The sequence below is a fragment of the Stenotrophomonas sp. 80084_Sma genome, assembly GCF_056481995.1.
In genome coordinates, this window is the sequence record NZ_CM151177.1 from 3,317,549 (window position 1) to 3,332,182 (window position 14,634).

The following is a 14,634-nucleotide window of genomic DNA, read 5'->3' on the forward strand; positions in this document are numbered from 1 at the left end:
CGCTTTCCGCCGCGGCGCCCGGCGCCGCTCCCCCTGTCCCTGATCAAATCGAGACGTACCGATGAGCAGCTACACCGCCCCGCTTTCCGACCTCCGTTTCGCCCTGCACGATGTGCTCAAGGTCGAACCCCTGTTCGCCCGCCTGGGCTTCACCGACGCCACCGCCGACGTGGTCGATGCCGTGCTGGAAGAAGCCGGCCGCTTCAGCGCCACCGTGCTGGCCCCGCTCAACAGCGTCGGCGACGAGATCGGCTGCGTGCTCGACCAGGCCACCGGTGAAGTGACCACCCCGCCCGGCTTCAAGCAGGCCTACGACCAGTTCGTCGATGGCGGCTGGACCGGCCTGACCGCCTCGCCGGAGCTGGGCGGCCAGGGCCTGCCGCACACCCTGGGCGTGCCGCTCAACGAGATGATCAACGCCGCCAACCTGGCCTGGGGCAACTTCCCGCTGCTCTCGCACGGCGCCATCGAAGCGCTGAAGCAGCACGGCGAGGCCTGGCAGCACGAGGCCTTCCTGAAGCCGCTGATCGAGGGCCGTTGGACCGGCACCATGTGCCTGACCGAGCCGCACTGCGGCACCGACCTGGGCCTGCTCAAGACCAAGGCCGAGCCGAATGCCGATGGCAGCTACTCGATCACCGGCACCAAGATCTTCATCACTGCCGGCGAGCACGACCTGACCGGCAACATCGTGCACCTGGTGCTGGCCAAGCTGCCCGACGCCCCTCCGGGTGCCAAGGGCATCTCGTTGTTCGTCACCCCGAAGTTCAAGGTCGACCGCGAAGGCAACGTCGGCGAGCGCAACGCACTGCGCTGCGGCTCGATCGAGCACAAGATGGGCATCAAGGGGTCGGTCACCTGCGTGATGAACTTCGATGGTGCGCAGGGCTACCTGGTCGGCCAGCCGCACAAGGGCCTGCAGGCCATGTTCACCATGATGAACACCGCGCGCCTGGGCGTCGGCCTGCAGGGCATCGGCCTGTCCGAGCGCGCCTACCAGAACGCACTGAAGTACAGCCGTGAGCGCCTGCAGTCGCGCGCCCTGAGCGGCGCCAAGTTCCCGGACAAGCCGGCCGACCCGATCCTGGTCCATCCGGATGTGCGCCGCATGCTGCTGACGGTGAAGTCACTGGTCGAGGGCAGCCGCCTGCTGGCCCTGCACGCCGCCACCCTGATCGACGTCGCCCACCACGCCGAGGATGCCGCCGAGCGCGAGCGCGCCGACACCCTGGTGAGCTTCCTGACCCCGATCTCCAAGGCCTGCCAGACCGAATGGGGCATCGAGAACACCTACAACGCCCTGCAGTGCTTCGGTGGCCACGGCTACATCCGCGAACACGGCATGGAGCAGCTGGCCCGCGATGCACGCATCACCACGCTGTATGAAGGCACCACCGGCATCCAGGCGCTGGACCTGATCGGCCGCAAGACCGCGTCCAGCCAGGGCGCCGGCCTGAAGCTGATGCTGGCCGAGATCGAAGCCTTCGCCAAGGCCAACGAGGGCAACGAAGCGCTGGCCGAGTTCATCGGCCCGCTGCGCGCCAAGGCCGCCGAATGGGGCAAGCTGACCATGGATGTGCTGCAGCGTTCGGCTTCCAATCCGGACGAACTCGGCGCGGCCAGCTACGACTACCTGTTCTATTCGGGTTACGTGGTGCTGGCTTACTGGTGGGCCCGCAGCGTGGCCGCCGCCGATGCCAGCGCGCACGGCGCCGCTTTCGCTCAGGGCAAGCGCGAGACCGCACGGTTCTACTTCGCCCGCGTACTGCCGCGCACCCTCGCCCACGCCGCCGCGATCCAGGCCGGCGCCGCCCCGCTGATGGCGATGGACGACGAGCGCTTCGGCGCCTGAGCCGGGCTGCGCCCGGCACCCGCGGTAGTGCCGGCCGCTGGCCGGCACCCGCAACAGCAACATCAACGGCAAGAGCTGGCTTCCTGCGGGGTGGCGAGGTGGGTCCAATTGCGGGGGACGCTGCAAGTACGTCCATGTAAGCTCGGTCGCCGCATCCATGCGGCTCACGCCCCCGCAACCGGACCCACCCCGCCCTCGACAGATTTCTGCTGCTGGTAGGTGTCGACCTTGGTCGACACCGTAGATCCACGCCATGCGTGGATGGAAACCACCGAAATCCATCTGGAGAAAAGCCCCCTTTTGTTAAAGGGGGCGCGCCGACAGGCGCGGGGATTAGGAAGAATGCGCGGGCAACCCAGCGCGCCAACGGCGGGCTGGGTTGCTAAAGGGGGCGCACCGACAGGTGCGGGGGATAGGAGAACAGCTTATACCTGAATCTTGCGATTTGGGCATCGCCCTCGGGGCGATACCCAAATCGCAAGATTCAGGTATAAGCTGTTCTCCCGATGGAGACAGACACTACACGCTTGGGTCTGATCGAAGCCGGAGCCCCGATTTCTGCTCCGGGCGCCGAAGCATCGCCCAACGCCACGACGCTGCATCGCCCCGGTTCGGTCCGGCTGCTCTCGCTCGATGCCCACGGACGCGTACTGGACTGGATCACCTGGCAGGATGCGGCGTGCCTCTACGCCCGCGAAGCCGTCGCCTGGACACTCGGCGATCCCTGCCTGCACATCCACGGCGGCACCAACCGCTTCAGCGGCCTGCAGAGCGGCATGGACCTGCACCCGATCATCGCCGCCCGCGGCCACGCCCGCTCCCGCGCGATCGACCCCACGCCGAACCTGACCAACCCGGCCCTGTTCGCCCGCGACGCGCACCTGTGCATGTACTGCGGCCAGCAGTTCAACCGCCCCACGCTCACCCGCGACCACGTCATGCCGCTGTCCAAGGGTGGCCTGGACTGCTGGGAAAACGTGGTCACCGCCTGCTTCCACTGCAACTCGCGCAAGAGCGACCGCACCCCCCAGCAGGCCGGAATGCCGTTGCTGGCGGTGCCTTACCGGCCCAGCTGGATCGAGCATCTGATCCTGTCCAACCGCAACATCCTGGCCGACCAGATGGCCTTCCTGAAGGCGCAATTGCCCAAGCGGTCAAAACTGAGCACCTGAATCGCTGAAAATGCAACCCTCACCGTCCTGTCACGGGCGGCGGCGTTTGCTTGCCCCACCCCCGTTTGAGGGCGAAAATGGGCGTTCAGAACAAGTGCGAACATGATGATCGACTCTGCCCGCTATCCCCGCCTCGCGCGCATCCAGACACCGGATGACCTGCGCACGTTCGACGAATCCGAATTGAGGGCGGTCGCCGACGAACTGCGCGCCTACCTCATCGAGTCGGTGGGCAAGAGCGGCGGCCACTTCGCCGCCGGCCTGGGCGTGATCGAACTCACCGTGGCCCTGCACTACCTGTACCAGACCCCGCAGGACCAGCTGGTCTGGGACGTCGGTCACCAGACCTACCCGCACAAGATCCTGACCGGTCGCCGCGACGAGATCCACACCGTCAAGCAGAAGGACGGCGTCGCGCCGTTCCCGAAGCGCGAAGAGAGCGAGTACGACACCTTCGGCGTCGGCCACTCCTCGACCTCGATCTCGGCCGCACTCGGCATGGCCATCGCCCGCCAGTCCGAAGGCGACAACCGCCAGGTCGTTGCAGTGATCGGTGATGGCGCAATGACCGCCGGCATGGCGTTCGAAGCGCTGATGCACGCCGGTGGCATGGAGCCCGAGCCGAACCTGCTGGTGATCCTCAACGACAACAACATGTCGATCTCCGAGGCGGTCGGCGGCCTGACCAAGATGCTCGGCCGTGCCACCGGCAGCCGCACGCTCAATGCGCTGCGCGAAGGCGGCAAGAAGATCCTCGGCGACAAGAAGAACAATCCGGCGCGCTTCGTGAAGCGCTGGGAAGAACACTGGAAGGGCATGTTCGTGCCGTCCACGATGTTCGAGGAAATGGGCTTCCACTACACCGGCCCGATCGACGGCCACGACATGCCCGCCCTGCTGTCCACGCTGAAGACGCTGCGCGCCTCCAAGGGCCCGAAGCTGCTGCACGTGATGACCACCAAGGGCAAGGGCTACGAGCCGGCCGAAGGCGACCAGATCGGTTACCACGCCGTCGGCCCGTTCGATCCGGACAAGGGCCTGGTGGCCAAGGCCGGTGCCAAGAAGCCGACCTACACCGATGTGTTCAGCGACTGGCTGTGCGATGCCGCCGCTGCCGAGCCACGCCTGTACGGCATCACCCCGGCGATGCGCGAAGGCTCCGGCCTGGTGCGCTTCAGCAAGGAATACCCGCAGCGCTATTTCGACGTGGCAATTGCCGAACAGCACGCGGTCACTCTCGCCGCCGGCATGGCCACCCAGGGCGGCAAGCCGGTGGTGGCGATCTACTCGACCTTCCTGCAGCGTGCGTACGACCAGCTGGTGCATGACGTGGCCATCCAGGACCTGGACGTGCTGTTCGCGATCGACCGCGCCGGCGTGGTCGGCCCGGACGGCGCCACCCATGCCGGCAACCTCGACCTGAGTTTCCTGCGCTGCGTGCCGAACATGGTGGTGATGGCACCGTCCAACGAAGCCGAGTGCCGGCAGATGCTCAGCACTGGCCTGCAGCATCCGGGCCCGGCTGCCGTGCGCTATCCGCGCGGCACCGGCACCGGCGTCGCCGCCGGCACCGACCTGTCGACCCTGCCGATCGGCAAGGGTGAGCTGCGCCTGCAGGGCAGCCGCGTGGCACTGCTGGCCTTTGGCAGCACCGTGGCGGCCGCCGAACAGGTCGGGCGCGAGCTGGGCCTGAGCGTGGTCAACATGCGCTTCATCAAGCCGCTGGACGGCGAGCTGGTGCTGGCCGTGGCCGCCCAGCACGAGGGCCTGGTGACGATCGAAGACAACGTGGTGGCCGGTGGCGCCGGTTCCGGCGTCGGCGAGCTGCTCAACGCCGAAGGCGTACTGCGCCCGATCCTGCATCTGGGCCTGCCAGACAGTTACCAGCACCACGCAAGCCGTGAGGACCTGCTGGCCGAAGCCGGTATCGATGCGGCGGGCATCCGCGCGGCGGTACTCAAGCGCTGGCCGCAGCTGGCTGCAGGCACCCCGCCGCTCAGCGCGGCGGGCTGAGGCCGGTCACCACCAGTAGATCCACGCATGGCGTGGATCTACTGCGGAACAGGGGTCGATCCACGCCATGCGTGGAGACAGATGCAAAGTAGATCCACGCCGTGCGTGGATGGCGGGCTCCGGAACGATGATCTGGCCGGAAACCCCAACCCTCAGCCGTAGCTGACCGCTTCCACGAACGCACCGCTGGCCTCCACCCGCACCGCAGCGCGCTGCCCGGTGTCGACGAAGTGGAGGCGTGCAAGGGTTTCAGCGAAATCGTAGGCCCGGGCACCATCGCGGAACTCGATCGGTTCCGGCCGGTCCGGGTGCAGCACGCGCCATTGGCGTTGCTCGCATTGCAGGCGGATCAACATGCAGCTCACTCCTTGAGGCAGCGTATCGACGGTGGCGGGACGGGCGTGCCGGTTACGGCAGACTTCATCGCGACGGATCAGGGGCACGCAGGGGTGCCCTGATCACAGAAGATACGACGTTCAAAATGTGAGCTGTATCAGATTATTCTGATTTTCGATGGGCGAGCTCAATTCACCTGGAACTGCGCCCGGCAGCCGTCGCTGACCCAGATGCCACGACGGTTCCAGCCCCAGGTCTGGCCCTCGATGCAGGCGCTGCGTGAATCCTGACGCACCAGGCGCACACCACGACGGATGCGGGCATCACAGTACTCCTGGCGGTGGCCGTTGGAATGGCAGGTGATCACCTCACCCCCGCCCCAGCCATTGCCACCGTTGCCCCAGCCGTTGCCATGGCCACCACCCCAGCCACCGCCACGGCGGTACTCGCCAACGAACTCGGCACGGCAGCCCTGGGTGACCCACACACCGTAGCGCGATTGCCCCCAGGTCTCGCCTTCCACGCACGGCGAACCGGACAACTGGCGGATCATCCGGGCACGGCCTTCCAGGCGGCATTCATTGCTGCGGTTCTTGATCGATTCGCAGCGGACGATGCCGCCGCCATCACGACCGCCATAGCGATCGTCGTCATAACCGTAGCCATAGCTCTGCGCCTGCGCGCCGCCCGCGGCCGCCAGCATCGGCAGCAGCGTGCAGGCCAGGGTTCGCCAGGTGAGTGCCTTGCCCATCGGAATCTCCGGATGAATACGATGGCGCAAGCATCCGGGATTCGTGGCGCGGCGCACAGGGGGCGCCCCACGGCGGTTTTTTCCCCATTCAAACAACTCAACCGTGGCTGACTGCGCCTCGGCCGGTGGCGTCACTCCCCGATATGGAGCGCATCCACGGTGCTGCCGAGCGCCTCGACCCGGACCGTGCTGCGCTGGCCGGTGCGACGATGGTGCTCGAGGGCCAGCGCAGCGGCCGCGTCGAAGGCATCGGCACCGCGGGCGTAACGGGTGGCGTCACCCGCCTTCGGATGCAACACGGACCAGTGCCGGGCAGTGCATTGGACAGTAAAGACCATGAGAAGCTCCTGCGGAAGGAAAGAGGCGGTGACAGGCGGCAGGGCCACGTGCCAGTACACCCTCAGGCTATCGATCGCGTCGGAGATGGCCCATCAGATTTGTACGAAAATGCCTCAGGATTCGGTCGGGCGCTTCCCAACCCTCACATCCCTGAGGCTGTTTAGTGAAGGCGTTCCGTGACCCTTGTCACGGAGTTGACGGAGCTTCACACTACCGTCACCAACAGGGGCCCCTTCCACATGCGCACCTTCTTCTCGCAGCAGCGCTGGACGCTGCTGAAGTTCTATTTCGTCGCCAGCTATCTGGTGCTGATTGAAGAGCTGATCCGCGCCGCCATGCACTGAGCGCTTGCTGGAGGGCTATTTGCGACAGACACTGTCGCTTTAGGCACGGAGCCCGCCCGATGAAAGCGCTTCTTCTGATTCCAGCCCTGCTGGTGCTGACCGCGTGCGCCAACCAGCACGACGCCGCCGCACGTGCCGATGCGGCGACCACCTCGTCTGCGATACCGAAGGTGGGCGGCGATCGCGATGCCCACGGATGCATTGGTTCGGCCGGCTACCAGTGGTGCGAGCGCAGCCAGCGTTGCGAACGCCCGTGGGAACTGGCACGGGCACAGGGCCTGGCCAATACCGCCGAGGCCATCGATGCCTACTGCGCGAAGCCGGCCAGCCCGGCACGCAAGTGAGGCGCGCACCCCATGGCTGAGCTGAGCCCGCTACCCACCCTGGCCCCGGGTCGCTACCGCCACTTCAAGGGCGGCGAGTACGACGTGCTCGATATCGTCCGCAGCAGCGAGACGCTGGAGCCACTGGTGCTGTATCGCGCGCTCTATGGCGAAGGCGGCCTGTGGGTGCGCCCGTATGCCATGTTCGTCGAACAGGTACCGGGCGAACACGGACCGCAGCCGCGTTTCGCCCGCATCGACGCATGACGGTTCCGCTGCCGGCCCTGGCCGGCAGCGCGGTGACACCACGGGCCTGCGTTACAATCGTACCGTCCAGTCGGTTTCTTCCCGCCATGTCCGCATCCCCCTCCCGTTCGCGCCGCAAGGCGCCCGACAGCGTGCGCCAGTCACTGCTGCAGGCCACCATTGAAGTGATCGGCCGTAATGGCCTGGCCGCGCTGACCGTGCAGGACGTCGCACAGGCCGCCGGTGTCAGCAAGGGTGCGCTGTTCCATCATTTCAGCAGCAAGCAGGCACTGGTGGATGAAGCCATCGGAGCGCTCATCGGCGAATTCGAAGCGCGGGTGCGTGCCCTGCTGCAGGAAAACCCCGAAGGGCATGGCCGTTTCAGCCGCGCCTATGTGCAGGCCAATTTCGAGCATCTGCTGCAGCAGGAACAGGACAACGACATCGGCCTGACCCTGGGCAACCTGATGGAACCAGCCCTGCTCGCGCATTGGCGCACCTGGAAGCGTGCGATGCTGGCCGAGTTCGCCGGCGAAGCCAACGATCCCCGACTGTATGCGGCGCGCTGCGCTGCCGATGGCTACTGGGCCACGGCCTATGGGCGTCCGCTGGACGAGGAAGAACGCGCCAACGCATTGGCGATGGCCGAACAGGCCCTGAAACTATGCGACCCGCAGTGAGCAGGAGCGCTCAATGAATCCCTATCTCTACCTTGCCGCTGCCATCGTGCTGGAAGTAATTGCCACGTCGCTGCTGAAGGCATCCGACGGCATGAGCCGGCTGGCGCCGACACTGGGCGCGCTGGTCGGCTATGGACTGTGCTTCTACCTGCTGTCGATGACCATGAAGTCGATCCCGACCGGCATCGCCTACGCGATCTGGTCCGGCGTCGGCATCGTGCTGATCTCGCTGATCGGGCTGGTGGTGTTCAAGCAGCGCCTGGATGCACCGGCGTTGATCGGCATCGGCCTGATCTGTGCTGGCGTACTGGTGATCAATCTGTTCTCGCGCAGCAGCGCACACTGAGTACGCTGCTGCGCGATCAACGCTAGCTGACCTTCTTCGCTACGGTCATGCCGAGCAGGAACAGCACCACGGCGATGATGATGCCGGCCCAGAACAGGAACTTGGCGATGCCGACCGCGGCGCCGGCAATGCCGCCGAAGCCGAGCACGCCCGCAATGACGCCGATGATGGCGAAGATGATAGCCCACTTGATCATGTCAAACCTTTCCCCGTGGGGACTGCGTACTGGATGATCAGGCTAGGCCGTAGCCGATGCGGCAGTCGTGAACAGGCCGCGTGCGCGGCGTGAATCAGCGCGGGCGGAAACGCAGCAGGGCCACTGCAAAGGCCAGGAAAACGCTGCCCACCAGCCGCTCGAACCAGCGCCGCGCGAAGGGTTTGGCCAACCATCGGCGCAGGCCATGGCCACCGGCGGCATACATCACGTACCAGAACAGTTCGCAGCCGGCGAAGGTGGCAACCAGCACGCTGTACTGCAGCGCCTGGCCACGCGACGGGTCGACGAACTGCGGCAGGAACGCCGCAGCGAACAGCAGCAGCTTGGGATTGCTCAGGCCCACCAGAAGGCCACCACGGAACACCTTCCACGCGCCCAGCGACGCCGCAACCGGCAGCGCGGCATCGACCGTCACCGGTGGTGCCGGCCGGCAACTGTCACGCCATGCCTTCAGGCCCAGCCAGGCCAGATAGGCCACGCCCAGATAGCGCAGCACCTCAAACAGCATCGGCGAGGAATGCAGCAGCGCACTCAGGCCTGCTGCGGAGGCCGCCAGCACCAGCAGCATCGCCAGCAGGCAGCCAGCCATCGCCGGCACGCTACCGCGAAAGCCGAGCCCGACGCTGCGACCGAGGATATGCAGCATGTTCGGCCCCGGCGTACCACACAGAACGAACACCGTGGCGAGGAACCACCACCAGGTATGCAGCGCCATATCGGACATCCACTTCAGAAGATCCCACCAGCATAGAGTGCGCCGGCCTGGCGCGGCACACACAGCGCAGCATGGATGCGGTGGTTACAGAGGCAGGCTCAGGCCGCGAGCGCGTCGCGCCGTACCAGTACCTGGTCGATCAAGCCCCATTCGCATGCCTGCTCGGCACTCATGAAACGATCGCGGTCCAGGGTCTGCTCGACCTCCTCGACACTGCGTCCGCAATGCTGCGCATACAGCCGGGTGATGCGCTGCTTGGTGCGCTGCATTTCCTCGGCGTGGATGAAGATGTCCGACGCCTGGCCCTGCACCCCGCCCAGCGGCTGATGCACATGCAGGCTGGCATTGGCCAACGCCGCACGGTGACCGGGCTCGCCGGCCATCAGCAGGAACGAACCCATCGACCGCGCGGTGCCCATGCACAGCGTATGCACCGGGGCCGAGATGTATTGCATGGTGTCGTACATCGCCAGGCCGCTGGAGATCACCCCACCCGGCGAGTTGATGTACAGATGGATCGGCTTCTCCGGGTTTTCCGATTCCAGGAACAGCAGCTGCGCGCAGACCAGCGCCGACACAGTGTCATCGACTTCGCCGTTGAGAAAGATGATGCGCTCGCGCAGGAGCCGCGAGTAGATGTCATGGGAGCGCTCACCGCGCTCGCTGCGTTCCACCACCATCGGTATCAGCTGCATTCTGTCCCGCATGTGCCTGCTCCCTGTAGCGTTTGATCCAGGCGCCGGCTCAGGCCGCGCGCATCATGGTGCGATGATCGTCGTTGGCGGCCAACGGCAGCAGCGCGCGCAGGTCAGTGAGCCGATGCACGATGGTCAGCACCGTCCCCTCACCGTCATCCGCGCGCAGCCGGAAACACACCAGGCTGTGCAGATGCGGGGGCTGCGCATCGCGCAGGCGGAACCCCAGCTCCCGCCCCTCCTCGCACAGGCAAGGCTGCGGATCGGCAAGATCGGCCGCAGGCAACCAGCGCTCACGCAGCGCCGGATCGAACAGTGCGCGCCAGACCCGTTCCGGTGGCGCTGGCAGCCACTGCTCCATCACCAACGCGGGAGCCGCTTCGTTCAGAACATCGTCCATCAGTCCATCTCCTTCAGCAGATCCTGCAAGGCATCCATCCGCGCGGGCCAGTAGGCCCGGTAGCGCTGCAGCCAGTTGCCGATGTGCGCCAGCCCGCGCGGATCGACCTCGTAGTGGACGAAACGGCCTTGGCGCTGTTCGCTCACCAGCCCGGCATCGCGCAGCACCGCCAGGTGCTGGGACATCGCAGACTGGCTGATCGCCATGCCCTCGCGCAGCGCGCTGGCATGCTGCCCGCCCTCGGCCAGCTTTTCGAAGATGTGGCGGCGGGTGGGGTCGGCCAGCGCTTTGAAGAGGGCGTTCTCGATCATGACCAACACATTAGCAATCACTAATGTGTAGTGCAACTCCCGCATCGGCTGTGCTGCAATGACGGCTCCCCGGCATGGAGCTGTGCATGAAGACCCTTGGCCTGATCGGCGGCATGAGCTGGGAAAGCTCGGCGCAGTATTACCGGCTCATCAACGAGGACGTGCGGCAGCGCCTCGGTGGCGCACATTCGGCGCAGCTGCTGCTGTGGTCGGTGGATTTCGCCGGCATCAAGCAGCTGCAGCATGACGGCGACTGGGATGCGCTGGGCGACCACATGGCCGACGCTGCACGGCGCCTGCAGGCCGGTGGCGCCGATCTGCTGTTGATCTGCACCAACACCATGCACAAGCTGGCCGACCGCATCGAGGCGGTCTGCCCACTGCCGCTGCTGCATATCGCCGACCCCACCGCCCAGGCCATCGTGCAGGCAGGCGCACGCAAGGTGGGCCTGCTCGGTACCGCCTTCACCATGGAACAGGACTTCTACCGCGGCCGGCTGCAGGATCGCTTCGGATTGGAGGTGCTGGTTCCCGAAGGCGATGATCGTCGCAGCGTGCACGACATCATCTACCAGGAACTGATCGCCGGTGTGGTCAGCGAGCACTCACGACAGGTCTACGCCGGCGTGATCGCGAGACTGGTGGCGCGCGGTGCCGAAGCCATCATCCTGGGCTGTACCGAGATCATGCTGCTGGTACGCCCGGAAGACAGCGCAGTGCCGCTGTTCGATACCACTGCGCTGCACGCACGGGCTGCGGTGGACGCGGCGCTGGCCTGAATCGATGCGCGCCGGAGCGCGGAATCAGTCCGCGCCCTGCACTTCCAGCGCGGTGATGAGCCACTCGACCACCGCCTGTGAATCGCACAGGAAGAAGATGGCATCGCCGGAGCGCGCCTCGGTAAGCAGGCGATAGACCGTGATCGCCACCGCCGACTGGTTGGCGATGAACACTTCCGGGCTGCGCGGCCCCTCGCTGTGGCCGGCAACCGCGTGCAGCGCCTTGCGTGCGGCCACGGTGGCAGCCGGGTCCGCGCTGCGGGTCAGTTCCGGCCCGCGCAGGCCCCAGGCAATGAACACATGCTTGCCCTTGAACGTGGTGTCCAGGACCCGCACCTCGGCGCCACCTGCGTCGGCCGAGCGATGAATGACGGTACTGCTGATCAACGCAACCCCCTGTGGTCGTCGTGGTCCGCGCATCCTCCTCCACGCGCCGGCCGCATGCCAGTGACAACAGCCACAGGCTGTGCCGACCGGCGTGGGAGACATGTAAGAGGGTGTAAACCGATGCGATCGGATGTGCAGCGATGATACGGGATGTAGCCCTCTGCATGGGCCCGCGCGTACTACTAAACCGCCACTGAGCCATCTTCGGAACGAAGCGTTCCGGCAGCCCCGGACTGGGCCATTCTTGCCGCCCCATCCCCACCGAGCCTGCACATGTCCCATCGCCTGCTGCTGACGATCACCGGCACCTCCCTTGCCCTGCTGCTGGCCGCCACCACCGTGGCCGCACAGGACTACGACACCGATCACATTCCGGCGCTGCGCTGCGAATCGCAGTTCAACAAGACCGCGCAATGCCCGATCGAGGGCCCGATGCGCCTGGCCAGGCAACTGTCGGTCACCCGCTGCGTGGAGAACCAGAACTGGGGCCAGAGCCGCCGCACGTTGTGGGTGACCGACGGCTGCCGCGCCGAGTTCGTCGCCGACGGCTATGGGCGCGGACGCTGGCCGGGCCGCGGCAGGGACCGTGACGATGATGGCGAGCGCCTGGTCTGCGAGTCCTACGAAAAGAAGGACAAGGAATGCCGCATCCGTGTGCGCCACGAGGTGCGCCTGATCAAGCAGAAGTCGGTGACGGCCTGCATCGAGGACCAGAACTGGGGCTGGGACCGCCGCGGCGTGTGGGTCAGCGACGGCTGCCGGGCCGAGTTCCGCGTGTATTGACTGCCGAGCACGCGCTGGCTGCGGCGGGTGCGACTGCACCTGTGGCATAGCCGATAGACTGGCCCCTCCTGTCAGGAGCCCGACCATGCCCGCTGCGACTGCGCTGCGCCTCCGCGACGCGACGCCCGCCGATGCCTCCGCGCTGATCGCACTCGACAGCGTGGCGGCAAGCGACCCTCGACGGGCGGAACAGATTGGCGAGTGGTTGGCGCGGGGCAACGTGCATGTTGCCGAGCAGGAGCGCGAGATCGTTGGCTACATGACCCTCCATGAGCACTTCTTCGGCGAAGGCTTCGTCGAAATGCTGATGGTCGCGCGCGAGCGGCGCAGCCAGGGCGTCGGCGCTGCACTGCTGCGGCACGCGATCGCACAGCGTGGACAGCGCAAGCTGTTCACCTCGACCAATGCCTCCAACATCGCCATGCAGCGCCTGCTCGTTGCATCGGGCTTCATCGACAGCGGCATCGTGCATGGACTGGATGACGGCGACCCAGAGCTGATCTACCGCTTTGCCGGCAGCTGATCGAGATACGCGGTCACCTTGGTGTCCAGCAGATCCATCAGCACGGGATCCATGCAGCGATAGTCGTCGGGAACATCGAGGCAATGCAGGTGCTTGTGTTCCAGCAGGCGCGCGTATGCGGCCTGCAGTCGATGCTGATGCTTGGCCTCCATCACGAAGATGACATCGGCCCAGCGGATGTCCGCCGGGTCGATGGGGTGTCGTGCATGCGGGCTGGTGCCGGCCGACCGCGCAGTGAAGCCGGGCCGCCGTCGCCACATGGCTTCGGCGGTTGGGCTGCGCAGCTGGTTGCGGCTGCAGACGAACAGCAGGTTGATCATTCCTGTTCCTGCAGTTGGCGGGCGCTGAGCACTGGATAGGTGAAGCCCAGCTGGCGTGCGCGCGCAAGCTTGGCATCGCGCGTGTACAGCAGCTTCCAGTTCTTCTCGGGCTTGTAGCTGTAGGCGGTCGTGGCGCGGTCGCCACCACGGTTGCGCGCCTGGCTGCGACGCCAGGCACGGTTTCTTGCAGATTCCATGATGTGTTCTCGTGAGTACCGGGTTCAGCAGCCGCGGTAGTACGAGTGGCGCGCAGCATACACCGCGCGCACAAAAAAGCCCACGCATTGCTGCGCAGGCCTCTTGATTCATCACAGTGGTCGGGACGGCCGGATTCGAACCGACGACCCTCTGCCCCCCAGGCAGATGCGCTACCAGGCTGCGCTACGCCCCGACTGATGCTGCGATGTGCCCGCCAGTGCGGCGGGCCGTGAAGTATAGCGGATTACGATGGAAATGGGATCAGCGGCGCAACAACTGCAGCACTTCTTCCAGCTCCATGCGCACCTGCTTGATGATCTGGTTGCTCAGCGCCGATTCCTCGCGGGCATCGGGACCGTCCAGACGCAGGCGTGCACCACCGATGGTGTAGCCCTGTTCGTACAGCAGGCTGCGGATCTGCCGCACCATCAGCACGTCGTGGCGCTGGTAGTAGCGGCGGTTGCCTCGGCGCTTGGCCGGCTCAAGGCTGGGAAACTCGGTTTCCCAGTAGCGCAGGACGTGCGGCTTGACGTCGCACAGCTCGCTGACTTCACCGATGGTGAAGTAGCGCTTGGCCGGGATCGGCGGTAGTTCGCGGTTACTGCCCGGATCCAGCATAAGCTTCCACCCTCTCCTTGAGCTTCTGGCCCGGACGGAAGGTGACCACCGTGCGGGCGGAAATCGGAATTTCCTCGCCGGTCTTGGGGTTGCGACCCGGGCGCTGGTTCTTGCGCCGCAGATCGAAATTACCGAAGCCCGACAGCTTCACCTGACGTCCCTGTTCCAATGCTTCACGCAGCACATCGAAAAACGCGTCGACGAATTCCTTGGCTTCCCGCTTGTTCAGACCGACTTCGTCGAACAGCTTTTCCGCCATCTCCGCCTTGGTCAATGCCATTGCCTG

General features: G+C 65.9%; 23 protein-coding genes and 1 tRNA gene. 10 read left to right on the forward strand and 14 right to left on the reverse strand.

What is annotated here, in order from left to right; translation table 11 throughout:
* Positions 1–61: 61 nt before the first annotated feature.
* The 3 genes from ACZK3W_RS15420 to dxs all read left to right on the forward strand — a co-directional run bounded on the left by ACZK3W_RS15420 (position 62) and on the right by dxs (position 5,037).
* A complete protein-coding gene (locus ACZK3W_RS15420) occupies positions 62–1,852 on the forward strand; it encodes an acyl-CoA dehydrogenase C-terminal domain-containing protein (protein ID WP_049401710.1) in 1,791 nt (596 codons plus the stop codon).
* Between the two features lie 506 nt (positions 1,853–2,358).
* On the forward strand, positions 2,359–3,024 hold the full coding sequence (locus tag ACZK3W_RS15425; protein ID WP_125894316.1) for an HNH endonuclease: 666 nt from the start codon (positions 2,359–2,361) through the stop codon (positions 3,022–3,024).
* Between the two features lie 105 nt (positions 3,025–3,129).
* A complete protein-coding gene (gene dxs, locus ACZK3W_RS15430) occupies positions 3,130–5,037 on the forward strand; it encodes a 1-deoxy-D-xylulose-5-phosphate synthase (RefSeq protein ID WP_197615947.1) in 1,908 nt (635 codons plus the stop codon).
* 152 nt (positions 5,038–5,189) lie between these two features.
* On the opposite strand, the gene ACZK3W_RS15435 is transcribed toward dxs, so the two are convergent.
* The 3 genes from ACZK3W_RS15435 to ACZK3W_RS15445 all read right to left on the reverse strand — a co-directional run bounded on the left by ACZK3W_RS15435 (position 5,190) and on the right by ACZK3W_RS15445 (position 6,462).
* Entirely contained in the window at positions 5,190–5,393 is a 204-nt protein-coding gene (locus ACZK3W_RS15435) for a hypothetical protein (protein ID WP_005417823.1), read from the reverse strand.
* Positions 5,394–5,560: 167 nt separating this feature from the next.
* Entirely contained in the window at positions 5,561–6,124 is a 564-nt protein-coding gene (locus ACZK3W_RS15440; RefSeq protein ID WP_049401711.1) for a DUF3011 domain-containing protein, read from the reverse strand.
* A 131-nt stretch (positions 6,125–6,255) separates the two neighbouring features.
* Positions 6,256–6,462 carry a hypothetical protein gene (locus ACZK3W_RS15445; RefSeq protein WP_049423877.1) on the reverse strand — a complete coding sequence of 69 codons (207 nt, stop codon included), beginning with the start codon at positions 6,460–6,462 and terminating at the stop codon, positions 6,256–6,258.
* Between the two features lie 404 nt (positions 6,463–6,866).
* On the opposite strand from ACZK3W_RS15445, the gene ACZK3W_RS15450 reads away from it, so the two are divergent.
* The 4 genes from ACZK3W_RS15450 (at position 6,867) to ACZK3W_RS15465 (ending at position 8,402) form a co-directional block, all read left to right on the forward strand.
* A complete protein-coding gene (locus tag ACZK3W_RS15450) occupies positions 6,867–7,151 on the forward strand; it encodes a hypothetical protein (RefSeq protein ID WP_197615936.1) in 285 nt (94 codons plus the stop codon).
* A gap of 12 nt (positions 7,152–7,163) precedes the next feature.
* Positions 7,164–7,397 (forward strand): DUF1653 domain-containing protein, encoded by a 234-nt coding sequence (locus ACZK3W_RS15455; protein WP_032128669.1) that lies wholly within the window; start codon positions 7,164–7,166, stop codon positions 7,395–7,397.
* Positions 7,398–7,483: 86 nt separating this feature from the next.
* Positions 7,484–8,056 (forward strand): TetR/AcrR family transcriptional regulator, encoded by a 573-nt coding sequence (locus ACZK3W_RS15460; RefSeq protein WP_049401207.1) that lies wholly within the window; start codon positions 7,484–7,486, stop codon positions 8,054–8,056.
* A 13-nt stretch (positions 8,057–8,069) separates the two neighbouring features.
* The gene (locus tag ACZK3W_RS15465) at positions 8,070–8,402 is read left to right on the forward strand and encodes an SMR family transporter (RefSeq protein WP_005410423.1); all 333 of its coding nucleotides are present in this window, start codon (positions 8,070–8,072) and stop codon (positions 8,400–8,402) included.
* A gap of 22 nt (positions 8,403–8,424) precedes the next feature.
* Here the strand turns inward: ACZK3W_RS15465 and ACZK3W_RS15470 are convergent, their stop codons facing one another.
* From ACZK3W_RS15470 to ACZK3W_RS15490, 5 genes are all read right to left on the reverse strand, one after another.
* Positions 8,425–8,598 carry a DUF1328 domain-containing protein gene (locus ACZK3W_RS15470; protein ID WP_006380555.1) on the reverse strand — a complete coding sequence of 58 codons (174 nt, stop codon included), beginning with the start codon at positions 8,596–8,598 and terminating at the stop codon, positions 8,425–8,427.
* Positions 8,599–8,692: 94 nt separating this feature from the next.
* Positions 8,693–9,334 carry a LysE family translocator gene (locus ACZK3W_RS15475; RefSeq protein WP_032128667.1) on the reverse strand — a complete coding sequence of 214 codons (642 nt, stop codon included), beginning with the start codon at positions 9,332–9,334 and terminating at the stop codon, positions 8,693–8,695.
* A 98-nt stretch (positions 9,335–9,432) separates the two neighbouring features.
* Entirely contained in the window at positions 9,433–10,041 is a 609-nt protein-coding gene (locus ACZK3W_RS15480) for an ATP-dependent Clp protease proteolytic subunit (RefSeq protein WP_032128666.1), read from the reverse strand.
* Positions 10,042–10,078: 37 nt separating this feature from the next.
* Positions 10,079–10,429 carry an SRPBCC family protein gene (locus ACZK3W_RS15485; RefSeq protein ID WP_197615937.1) on the reverse strand — a complete coding sequence of 117 codons (351 nt, stop codon included), beginning with the start codon at positions 10,427–10,429 and terminating at the stop codon, positions 10,079–10,081.
* Positions 10,429–10,740 carry an ArsR/SmtB family transcription factor gene (locus tag ACZK3W_RS15490; RefSeq protein WP_042358872.1) on the reverse strand — a complete coding sequence of 104 codons (312 nt, stop codon included), beginning with the start codon at positions 10,738–10,740 and terminating at the stop codon, positions 10,429–10,431. Before ACZK3W_RS15490 ends, ACZK3W_RS15485 begins: the two co-directional genes overlap by 1 nt.
* Before the next feature lie 86 nt (positions 10,741–10,826).
* Between ACZK3W_RS15490 and ACZK3W_RS15495 the strand changes: the two genes are divergently transcribed.
* Entirely contained in the window at positions 10,827–11,519 is a 693-nt protein-coding gene (locus tag ACZK3W_RS15495) for an aspartate/glutamate racemase family protein (RefSeq protein WP_197615938.1), read from the forward strand.
* 24 nt (positions 11,520–11,543) lie between these two features.
* Here the strand turns inward: ACZK3W_RS15495 and ACZK3W_RS15500 are convergent, their stop codons facing one another.
* Positions 11,544–11,939, reverse strand: coding sequence for a hypothetical protein (locus ACZK3W_RS15500; RefSeq protein WP_012511691.1), 396 nt, complete (start codon positions 11,937–11,939; stop codon positions 11,544–11,546).
* A gap of 240 nt (positions 11,940–12,179) precedes the next feature.
* Between ACZK3W_RS15500 and ACZK3W_RS15505 the strand changes: the two genes are divergently transcribed.
* Both ACZK3W_RS15505 and ACZK3W_RS15510 read left to right on the forward strand, forming a co-directional pair.
* Positions 12,180–12,689, forward strand: coding sequence for a DUF3011 domain-containing protein (locus tag ACZK3W_RS15505; protein WP_032128662.1), 510 nt, complete (start codon positions 12,180–12,182; stop codon positions 12,687–12,689).
* 85 nt (positions 12,690–12,774) lie between these two features.
* Positions 12,775–13,212 carry a GNAT family N-acetyltransferase gene (locus ACZK3W_RS15510; RefSeq protein ID WP_032128661.1) on the forward strand — a complete coding sequence of 146 codons (438 nt, stop codon included), beginning with the start codon at positions 12,775–12,777 and terminating at the stop codon, positions 13,210–13,212.
* Here ACZK3W_RS15510 and ACZK3W_RS15515 read toward each other — a convergent pair.
* The 5 genes from ACZK3W_RS15515 to ACZK3W_RS15535 all read right to left on the reverse strand — a co-directional run bounded on the left by ACZK3W_RS15515 (position 13,191) and on the right by ACZK3W_RS15535 (position 14,628).
* Positions 13,191–13,532, reverse strand: coding sequence for a low molecular weight protein tyrosine phosphatase family protein (locus ACZK3W_RS15515; protein ID WP_197615939.1), 342 nt, complete (start codon positions 13,530–13,532; stop codon positions 13,191–13,193). The genes ACZK3W_RS15510 and ACZK3W_RS15515 overlap by 22 nt on opposite strands.
* Positions 13,529–13,729, reverse strand: coding sequence for a hypothetical protein (locus ACZK3W_RS15520; RefSeq protein ID WP_014037933.1), 201 nt, complete (start codon positions 13,727–13,729; stop codon positions 13,529–13,531). The genes ACZK3W_RS15515 and ACZK3W_RS15520 overlap by 4 nt, the downstream gene beginning before the upstream one ends.
* 117 nt (positions 13,730–13,846) lie before the next feature.
* A tRNA-Pro gene (locus tag ACZK3W_RS15525) sits at positions 13,847–13,923 on the reverse strand.
* 68 nt (positions 13,924–13,991) lie between these two features.
* Positions 13,992–14,348 (reverse strand): MerR family transcriptional regulator, encoded by a 357-nt coding sequence (locus ACZK3W_RS15530; RefSeq protein WP_005410431.1) that lies wholly within the window; start codon positions 14,346–14,348, stop codon positions 13,992–13,994.
* The gene (locus ACZK3W_RS15535) at positions 14,329–14,628 is read right to left on the reverse strand and encodes an integration host factor subunit alpha (RefSeq protein WP_005410432.1); all 300 of its coding nucleotides are present in this window, start codon (positions 14,626–14,628) and stop codon (positions 14,329–14,331) included. Before ACZK3W_RS15535 ends, ACZK3W_RS15530 begins: the two co-directional genes overlap by 20 nt.
* Between the last annotated feature and the right edge of the window lie 6 nt (positions 14,629–14,634).

Bases quoted from the DNA above. Each gene is read 5' to 3' on its own strand.
- ACZK3W_RS15420 (WP_049401710.1), top strand. From the start codon at position 62: ATGAGCAGCTACACCGCCCCGCTTTCCGACCTCCGTTTCGCCCTGCAC.
- ACZK3W_RS15425 (WP_125894316.1), top strand. From the start codon at position 2,359: ATGGAGACAGACACTACACGCTTGGGTCTGATCGAAGCCGGAGCCCCG.
- dxs (WP_197615947.1), top strand. From the start codon at position 3,130: ATGATCGACTCTGCCCGCTATCCCCGCCTCGCGCGCATCCAGACACCG.
- ACZK3W_RS15435 (WP_005417823.1), bottom strand. From the start codon at position 5,393: ATGTTGATCCGCCTGCAATGCGAGCAACGCCAATGGCGCGTGCTGCAC.
- ACZK3W_RS15440 (WP_049401711.1), bottom strand. From the start codon at position 6,124: ATGGGCAAGGCACTCACCTGGCGAACCCTGGCCTGCACGCTGCTGCCG.
- ACZK3W_RS15445 (WP_049423877.1), bottom strand. From the start codon at position 6,462: ATGGTCTTTACTGTCCAATGCACTGCCCGGCACTGGTCCGTGTTGCAT.
- ACZK3W_RS15450 (WP_197615936.1), top strand. From the start codon at position 6,867: ATGAAAGCGCTTCTTCTGATTCCAGCCCTGCTGGTGCTGACCGCGTGC.
- ACZK3W_RS15455 (WP_032128669.1), top strand. From the start codon at position 7,164: ATGGCTGAGCTGAGCCCGCTACCCACCCTGGCCCCGGGTCGCTACCGC.
- ACZK3W_RS15460 (WP_049401207.1), top strand. From the start codon at position 7,484: ATGTCCGCATCCCCCTCCCGTTCGCGCCGCAAGGCGCCCGACAGCGTG.
- ACZK3W_RS15465 (WP_005410423.1), top strand. From the start codon at position 8,070: ATGAATCCCTATCTCTACCTTGCCGCTGCCATCGTGCTGGAAGTAATT.
- ACZK3W_RS15470 (WP_006380555.1), bottom strand. From the start codon at position 8,598: ATGATCAAGTGGGCTATCATCTTCGCCATCATCGGCGTCATTGCGGGC.
- ACZK3W_RS15475 (WP_032128667.1), bottom strand. From the start codon at position 9,334: ATGGCGCTGCATACCTGGTGGTGGTTCCTCGCCACGGTGTTCGTTCTG.
- ACZK3W_RS15480 (WP_032128666.1), bottom strand. From the start codon at position 10,041: ATGCGGGACAGAATGCAGCTGATACCGATGGTGGTGGAACGCAGCGAG.
- ACZK3W_RS15485 (WP_197615937.1), bottom strand. From the start codon at position 10,429: ATGGACGATGTTCTGAACGAAGCGGCTCCCGCGTTGGTGATGGAGCAG.
- ACZK3W_RS15490 (WP_042358872.1), bottom strand. From the start codon at position 10,740: ATGATCGAGAACGCCCTCTTCAAAGCGCTGGCCGACCCCACCCGCCGC.
- ACZK3W_RS15495 (WP_197615938.1), top strand. From the start codon at position 10,827: ATGAAGACCCTTGGCCTGATCGGCGGCATGAGCTGGGAAAGCTCGGCG.
- ACZK3W_RS15500 (WP_012511691.1), bottom strand. From the start codon at position 11,939: ATGCGCGGACCACGACGACCACAGGGGGTTGCGTTGATCAGCAGTACC.
- ACZK3W_RS15505 (WP_032128662.1), top strand. From the start codon at position 12,180: ATGTCCCATCGCCTGCTGCTGACGATCACCGGCACCTCCCTTGCCCTG.
- ACZK3W_RS15510 (WP_032128661.1), top strand. From the start codon at position 12,775: ATGCCCGCTGCGACTGCGCTGCGCCTCCGCGACGCGACGCCCGCCGAT.
- ACZK3W_RS15515 (WP_197615939.1), bottom strand. From the start codon at position 13,532: ATGATCAACCTGCTGTTCGTCTGCAGCCGCAACCAGCTGCGCAGCCCA.
- ACZK3W_RS15520 (WP_014037933.1), bottom strand. From the start codon at position 13,729: ATGGAATCTGCAAGAAACCGTGCCTGGCGTCGCAGCCAGGCGCGCAAC.
- ACZK3W_RS15530 (WP_005410431.1), bottom strand. From the start codon at position 14,348: ATGCTGGATCCGGGCAGTAACCGCGAACTACCGCCGATCCCGGCCAAG.
- ACZK3W_RS15535 (WP_005410432.1), bottom strand. From the start codon at position 14,628: ATGGCATTGACCAAGGCGGAGATGGCGGAAAAGCTGTTCGACGAAGTC.